Source organism: Castellaniella sp. UC4447_H14, assembly GCF_052978285.1.
In genome coordinates this window covers 3096569-3103037 of record NZ_CM129666.1, presented here as the reverse complement: position 1 = coordinate 3103037, position 6469 = coordinate 3096569, and the positions used below count along the sequence as shown (strand labels likewise).

The 6469-nt window shown below is 67.2% G+C and carries 7 protein-coding genes; 1 reads left to right on the top strand and 6 read right to left on the bottom strand.

Translation table 11 applies throughout. The annotated features are described in order from the left end of the window. Nucleotides 1-12 precede the first annotated feature (12 nt). Nucleotides 13-1011 (top strand): DNA topoisomerase IB, encoded by a 999-nt coding sequence (locus tag ACVCMJ_RS14920; RefSeq protein WP_447082181.1) that lies wholly within the window; start codon nt 13-15, stop codon nt 1009-1011. Between the two features lie 21 nt (nt 1012-1032). On the opposite strand, the gene ACVCMJ_RS14915 is transcribed toward ACVCMJ_RS14920, so the two are convergent. The 6 genes from ACVCMJ_RS14915 to ACVCMJ_RS14890 form a co-directional block, all read right to left on the bottom strand. After that, nucleotides 1033-1938: a glycosyltransferase family 2 protein gene (locus ACVCMJ_RS14915; RefSeq protein WP_447082180.1), complete on the bottom strand. Its 906-nt coding sequence runs from the start codon at nt 1936-1938 to the stop codon at nt 1033-1035. Further along, the gene (locus ACVCMJ_RS14910) at nt 1877-2647 is read right to left on the bottom strand and encodes a PIG-L deacetylase family protein (RefSeq protein ID WP_447082179.1); all 771 of its coding nucleotides are present in this window, start codon (nt 2645-2647) and stop codon (nt 1877-1879) included. Before ACVCMJ_RS14910 ends, ACVCMJ_RS14915 begins: the two co-directional genes overlap by 62 nt. A gap of 312 nt (nt 2648-2959) precedes the next feature. Beyond that, a complete protein-coding gene (locus ACVCMJ_RS14905) occupies nt 2960-4117 on the bottom strand; it encodes a glycosyltransferase family 9 protein (protein WP_447082178.1) in 1158 nt (385 codons plus the stop codon). Continuing rightward, on the bottom strand, nt 4114-5106 hold the full coding sequence (locus ACVCMJ_RS14900; protein WP_447082177.1) for a glycosyltransferase: 993 nt from the start codon (nt 5104-5106) through the stop codon (nt 4114-4116). Before ACVCMJ_RS14900 ends, ACVCMJ_RS14905 begins: the two co-directional genes overlap by 4 nt. After that, nucleotides 5090-5698: a D-glycero-alpha-D-manno-heptose-1,7-bisphosphate 7-phosphatase gene (locus tag ACVCMJ_RS14895; RefSeq protein ID WP_447082176.1), complete on the bottom strand. Its 609-nt coding sequence runs from the start codon at nt 5696-5698 to the stop codon at nt 5090-5092. Before ACVCMJ_RS14895 ends, ACVCMJ_RS14900 begins: the two co-directional genes overlap by 17 nt. Then, a complete protein-coding gene (locus ACVCMJ_RS14890) occupies nt 5689-6417 on the bottom strand; it encodes an SDR family oxidoreductase (RefSeq protein WP_447082175.1) in 729 nt (242 codons plus the stop codon). The genes ACVCMJ_RS14895 and ACVCMJ_RS14890 overlap by 10 nt, the downstream gene beginning before the upstream one ends. Nucleotides 6418-6469: the final 52 nt, after the last annotated feature.

The following is a 6469-nucleotide window of genomic DNA, read 5'->3' as shown; positions in this document are numbered from 1 at the left end:
GGCCGACTCCACATGCCGCTTGCCTACACCGACGACTCCGAGCCTGGATACCGCCGCGAAGCGGACGGGGAAGGCGGCTTCCGATATCTGGACCGCCGAGGGCGGTCGATCCGCCACCCGGCGATACTCGCGCGCATCCGCATGCTGGCGATACCGCCCGCCTACGAGGATGTCTGGATCTGCGCGCGCGCCAACGGTCACTTGCAAGCGACCGGGCGCGATGCCCGCGGCCGCAAGCAGTACCGCTACCATGACGAGTGGATCGCGCAGCAGGACGCCCACAAATTCGGCCAACTCGCGGAATTCGGTGCGGCGCTGCCGCGCATCCGCCGCCACGTGCTTCGGGACCTCCGGCTGGCGGGCGTGCCCAAGGCGCGCATATTGGCACTGGTGGTCATGCTGCTGGACCACACGCTGATCCGCGTCGGCAGTACGCAATATGCGCGGATGAACCGCAGTTACGGTCTGACTACCCTCGAAAAAAAGCACACCCGCGTGGCGGGCACGCGGATCCGCTTTCAGTTTCGCGGCAAGAGCGGCGTCCAGCACGATGTCTCCTTGCATGACAGACGGCTGGCCACGCTGCTGCGTCATTGTCTCGAGATCCCCGGCCAACGGCTGTTCAAATATCGCGACCCGGAAGGCCGAAAACACGGCATAAGCTCGACCGACGTCAATACCTACCTGCAGGCCATCGGGGGCCAGGACTTCACGGCCAAGGATTTCCGCACCTGGGGCGGCTCGGTGATGGCGTTCGAATGCCTGCGACACGCCCCGGCGAAAAAGGAGTCGCCCCCTCCGCCGAAGCAGGAAAAAGCAGCGCTCAAGGCGGTGGCGGGACGCCTGGGCAATACCGTCGCCGTGTGCCGGCAGTGCTACGTCCACCCCGCCATCCTGGAGGCGCATTCCAGCGGTCGTCTTGACAAGGTAGGGCCGGCGCCACGGACGCCACGCGGGCTCGATGCGGCGGAACGCCGCTTCCTGGCGTTCCTGAGCCGATGGCCCGGATGAATGCGCCGCACTCACGCTCCACTAATGCAGGGCATGCTGGCGGCGAGGCGGCGCTTCGGCGCCCCGCACACGGGCCAGCAGGCTGCAGGTCCGCTCGCTCACGGGGCGGTGCCTGGCGCCGCTGATATGGGCATGGTGTGCGGCTTCCATCAAGGCATCCAGGCGCACGTGCCAGTCCGGCAACTGACGCAGCGTGCGCCACATCTCGCTGACGGCAGGCCTCCAGGGCAGCCGCATCCATGCGATCAGCAGCGCGTTGCGCGCGAGCAGCCGCCGCCGGGCCGCCGCGTCCCGATTGAGAGACGGCCAGTGTCGAGCCATGATCTGAGGCGCGTACAGGATGCGCCATCCCTTCTCCATCAGATCCAGAGCCAGGAGCAACTCCTCGCCCCCCAGGAACAGACCGGGCCAGTATCCCCCCACCTGACGGAAGGCCGAGACCCGCATCACGCACGCACCGGCCATGAAGCCGACCAGCGCCGGACCAATGTCCGGCTCCCCGGGCAGGGGACTGCGCGCCATGGGTTCACAGGCGGGATCCGGACTGCCCTCCGCTCCCACCACAATCGCCGCGCTCAGCACGGCCACATCCAGATGGCGATCCAGGATTTCGCAAGCCCTTGCCAGGGCCTGGGGCATCCACCCTACGTCGTCATCACAGAACGCCACGTAGTCGGTATCGGCGATTTCGACGCCCAGATTCCGGCCGGCAGCGCCCAGGTTGGTGGCCGAGCTGACAAGGTGGACGTCGGGAAAGTGCTTCCGGATCTGGCTGACCGTGTCGTCCGTGCTGGCATTGTCCACAACGATCAGCGGAGACTCGGGCGCCGAACGCCGCGCCCAGTTCAGTGCCCGGATCACCTCTTCACGGCGATTGTGGGTCAGCACCACCACGCTCACACGGTGGGATTGCAGTCGATTGTCCATAGTCCACCTGTTCGTCACCCAACTTCCAGTAATGCTCCGGGAGCGCGTCGTCACCGCGCCCCGGCGTCAGCCCCAGGGGCTCGAGCTGGCTCGCATAGGCCGCCACCGCCCGCCGCTTGACCGGCAGATCGGCGGGAACCGTGAGCCACGGAGTGGCCTGAATCCCGCGGGCGCGCAACGCAGCGAGCCGCTGCTGCATGAGCCCCGCGTAGCGCCTGTACAGCGCATCTTCGTAGGCGATCCAGGAAATGCGGCTCTTGGTGACCCAGCGCCTCGCGCGCAGCGCCGCATTGCTCACCCGAATGTGGTCCTCATGGAACAATCCGATGGGCAGCAGCACCATGCAGGGCCGCAGGCGCAAAAGCTCTTGCACGATGCGCGCCGCCAGCCCGGTGCACTGGCCGCCGTACTGGCCGTCGAGCATGTCGAACTCCAGCCCGATCGCGCGAAGCTTCTGCAGCGCATACTGGTTCTCTTCCCGGCGCGCGAGCATGGCCTCGCGCGCACCATGGAAGCCGCACCGCCGGTCCCAATCCGTAACGGGAGCATCTCCAGGAGGCACGCCAGCGCAAACGGTCAGCACGATACTGCCGGGCCTCCCCGCCAGAAAGGCGCCGCATCCCAGCACCGCATCATCAAAATGGGGGGACAGCACCAGAATGCCTCCGGATGCCGCGGGCACCGTCCCCTCGCTGCTTTCGGGCCGCATCGTTCTATCCTGCTGGACTCTATTGGTTGATCCTTGCAGAGCAAGCCGCGTGCCGCTGCAGAGTCTTCAGGCACGCCACTTGCCGCTCCAGCGGCACCCGTCGGTACCCCCCTCCCCGCCAGCGGGTTCACTCGATGAGGAGCTGGCCATGAAACGCCATCCAACCACCCCACCCGCCCGCGCCACCGAACAACCAGAAGACCGCTTTGGTCCCAGCGACAGCTCGGATACCGCCAGCGAACGGCCTCCCCAGGAGCGCGACTTGGAAAGCGACGCCGCAGGGACGGGCGCCCGGCCGGCTGCAGAGCCCCCCTATCTGGCACCCGACGCGGATCCCCAGGACGTGGAACCCGACAAGAGCGTCGACGCCGACGATGCCGGTCTCGCATATTCACCGCCCGATCCCGCCCGCAACGGGGGTGACTCCGACGTCTGAAGCGCCCGCCGGGCATGCGCGAGCACCTGCTCGACGGTGACGCCAAGCGCACAGGGATGACCGATGGGACACCGCCGATGCATGCAGGGACGGCACGGCAGATCCACCGACAAAACGTGATGGCGGCGCCTGTCCAGAGGCGCCCAGCGCCGCGTGTCGCTGCCGCATGCGACGATCAGGCTGCAGGCGCCGCGCGCCGCGGCGACGTGGGAGACCCCGGTATCGTTGGAGATCAGCAAGCGCACCCGTGTCAGCAGGGCCGCCAGTTCGCCGAGTGTGGTGCTGCCGCACAGATTCGCCGCCGGCACCGAGCATTGATGCAGGACATCGTCCACAATGCCGAACTCGTCGGCGGCCCCCGTGAGTCCCACCTCCCATCCCTCCTTTGCAAGCGCGCTGATCACGCTGGCAAAGCGGTCCGCCGGCCAGCGGCGGGACGGCAAGCGCGCGCCGGGGTGCACGAGCACCGTCCGGTCAGGATTCAATCCCTCTGTATCCAGCAGCGCCCGGGCGGCCAGGTCCTCGCCGGGGAACAGCGGCAATTCCAGCGCCGCGTTCTCCGCCGGCAGCCCGAGATGCCGCAGGAGCGCAAGATAACGAAGCGGCTCGGGCAGGTCGGTCGGCCACTCCATATGCCAGCCCGGCACCCCCTGACCGGGGTCGGGTACGAAACCCGCCTCGAGCCGGGCACCGAACTGCCGGACCACGCCATTCGACTGCGCGCCGCTCCCGTGCAACTGCAGCGCCAGATCGAAGCGCCGCTTGCGTACCGCGCCATAGAACGCCGGCAGCTCCGTCTCGCGGGAGGTTTGTTCGGGAAATGCGGTCAGCCCCGGGAATGGCAGCAATTCGTCCACGTAGGCCGAAAACCGGCGGACGAAATCAGCCGCGTTCGGCAAGCCCACCAACGCAATGTGGGCCCGCGGATAGGCGGCTCGCAAGGCCCGCAGGGCCGGGATGCTACACAACATGTCGCCCAACTGCAAAGCTCGCAGGACCACGATACTTTCGATCGAACAATCGCGAAGCGTCATGGAATTCCGCCTCCGAAACGGGCCATGCCGACCACCCGCCAGCCAATGGAGAGCGGCGGGATCAGCACTGAGGTCACCAGGAGATCCGCAAGATCCAGGGGCCGGCGCGAAGTGCCCCTGGCACGCCGCGCAAAGAACCACGCCGTCAGCAGCACCCACAGCCCGAACGAGGCGCCAGCGGCCTTCCACGCACCGGCAAGCGCGCACCCCACCGCGATCGATCCCGCCAAGGTCGTCAGGAGGTAGAACCACGGCAGCCCCGGACGAATCCGCTCACGGTAGAACTTCGGATGCTTCCGAAACAGCAGGGAATCGAACACGATTTTTCGCTGCATCCGCAGGGACGCCGCAAATCCGGCCGGCCGTATCGGGTGAAGGACGCGGGCGTCTGGCGCCCGCACGATCATCAAGCCCGCTTCCATCAATGAGAACTGCAGATCGGAATCTTCCCGCCATGCGATGCTGAAGCGCGGATCGAAGCCGTTGACCTTCTCCAGCGCTTCCCGGCGGACGAAGCAATTGGCAGTCGCAAACTCCGCCGCCGCGAGCCCCGACGCGTCGCGTTCGTAATCATTGGGCCGGGGAGGCACGGGCATGATGATCCGTCCGCTGACTGCGGATACGCCCGGCGGCATGGCCTGCAGACCCCGGACCAGCCAGTCGGAGGCCGGTACCGTATCATCGTCGGTAAACGCCACCACGGGCGCCCGGGCCTGGCGCCACCCTCGATTACGGGCGGCGGCCGGCCCATGTTCCCCACCGGGGACCAGATAACGCAACACCGGCCCATCGGGGCACCGCTGCGCCAGCGATTCCACGACCTCCAGCGTTGCAGCATCGGGCCCGTCGTCGCACACCAGTATCTCGACTGACTCCGCCGGAATCTGCTGGGCCTGCAAGGCCTCCAGGCACCGCCGCAGAAGCGCGGGCCGCCGGCGCGTCGGGATCACCACCGAGACCTGCGGACTCTGTTCACGCGGCTGCGACATAGTGTGCTTCCCGGGAGGCATGCAACCGCAGAGCCGCTTCCTCCAGGCTCTGCACCCGCCAGTCCGGCACGCGCGCCGGACCCGCCTTCCATTCGGTTTCGTGGCCGGCATCCAGAAGCGCACTATGGCAGCCCGCACGGTGCCCCGCCTCCACGTCATCCAGAATGTCGCCGATCATCCATGACTCGGACAGATCCAGATTCAGATCGCTCGCGGCCCGCAGCAGCAGCCCGGGAGCCGGTTTGCGGCAGCCGCAGAAACAGGCAAGGGGCGCCACGCGCCCCTGCGGATGATGCGGGCAAAAATAAGAGCCTGCGAGCGAGACGCCTGCCTGATCGAACAGCTCGTAGAGCCGTTCCCTCATTGCCTCCAGGGCCATACGGTCGAACCGTCCCAATGCCAGCCCGGGCTGGTTGCTGACCACCACCAGCGGCCGGCCGGTCGCAGCCAGCGCCTGCACTCCCGCCCGCGCCCCGGGGGCCCACCGCATCAGTGACGGATCGGCGTTGTAGGGCACGTCTTCCAGCAGCGTCCCGTCCTTGTCGAGAAAGATCGCCGCGCGTGCGTCGGGTGTCGCATCCTTCACGGCCATGATGTCTCCTTCATGGGAAGCACCATGATTTCGGGCACCACGCTTTCTTCCGGTTGAGTCAGCGCAAAAAGAATGGCCCGCGCCACGTGCGTCGGGTCCTGGAGTGTGCCGACGTCGATATCTGGGAACCGGTCCAGCAAAAATGGCGTGCGCATGCCGCCGGCGATGATGGCGCTGACCTTGATACCGCAGGGGCGCAGCTCGGCATGCAGCGCCTGGGTCAGGCCCATGAGCCCCCATTTGCTCGCATGGTACGCACTTGCATTGGGCCATGCGCGGCGCGCGGCCGTGGAGACGACATTGACGATATGCCCACTGGCGCCCAGATGATCGAGCGCCAGTTTCGACAGCAGGAACGGCCCGATCAGATTCGTGCGCACCACGCGCTCCCATCCCGCCACATCGACGTCCCGGATAGGGGCCGTGATGTCCACGCCGGCGCAGTTCACGATCGCATCCAGGTGGCCGAACGCCGAGACAGCGGCCGCCAGAACCCGCGCATCGTCTTGCGCATTTCCGACGTCCCCGGTGTAAGCCCGCACGCGACCGCCGTCACCGCGGAGGCGCTCCGCCAGCGTGTCGACATGCTCCGCGTGGAGATCCAGCGCCGCGACACAAGCGCCCTCTTCCACCAGCCGCGCGCACAGGGCCGCGCCCAGCCCGCTGCCCGCGCCGGTCACCAATATCACACGGTCCCTGAGTGCCTCGAAACCTCGCATGCCTGTTCTCCTGGTCAGATGCTGAAGATGTGCCGCCGAGCCCGTGAGGCCC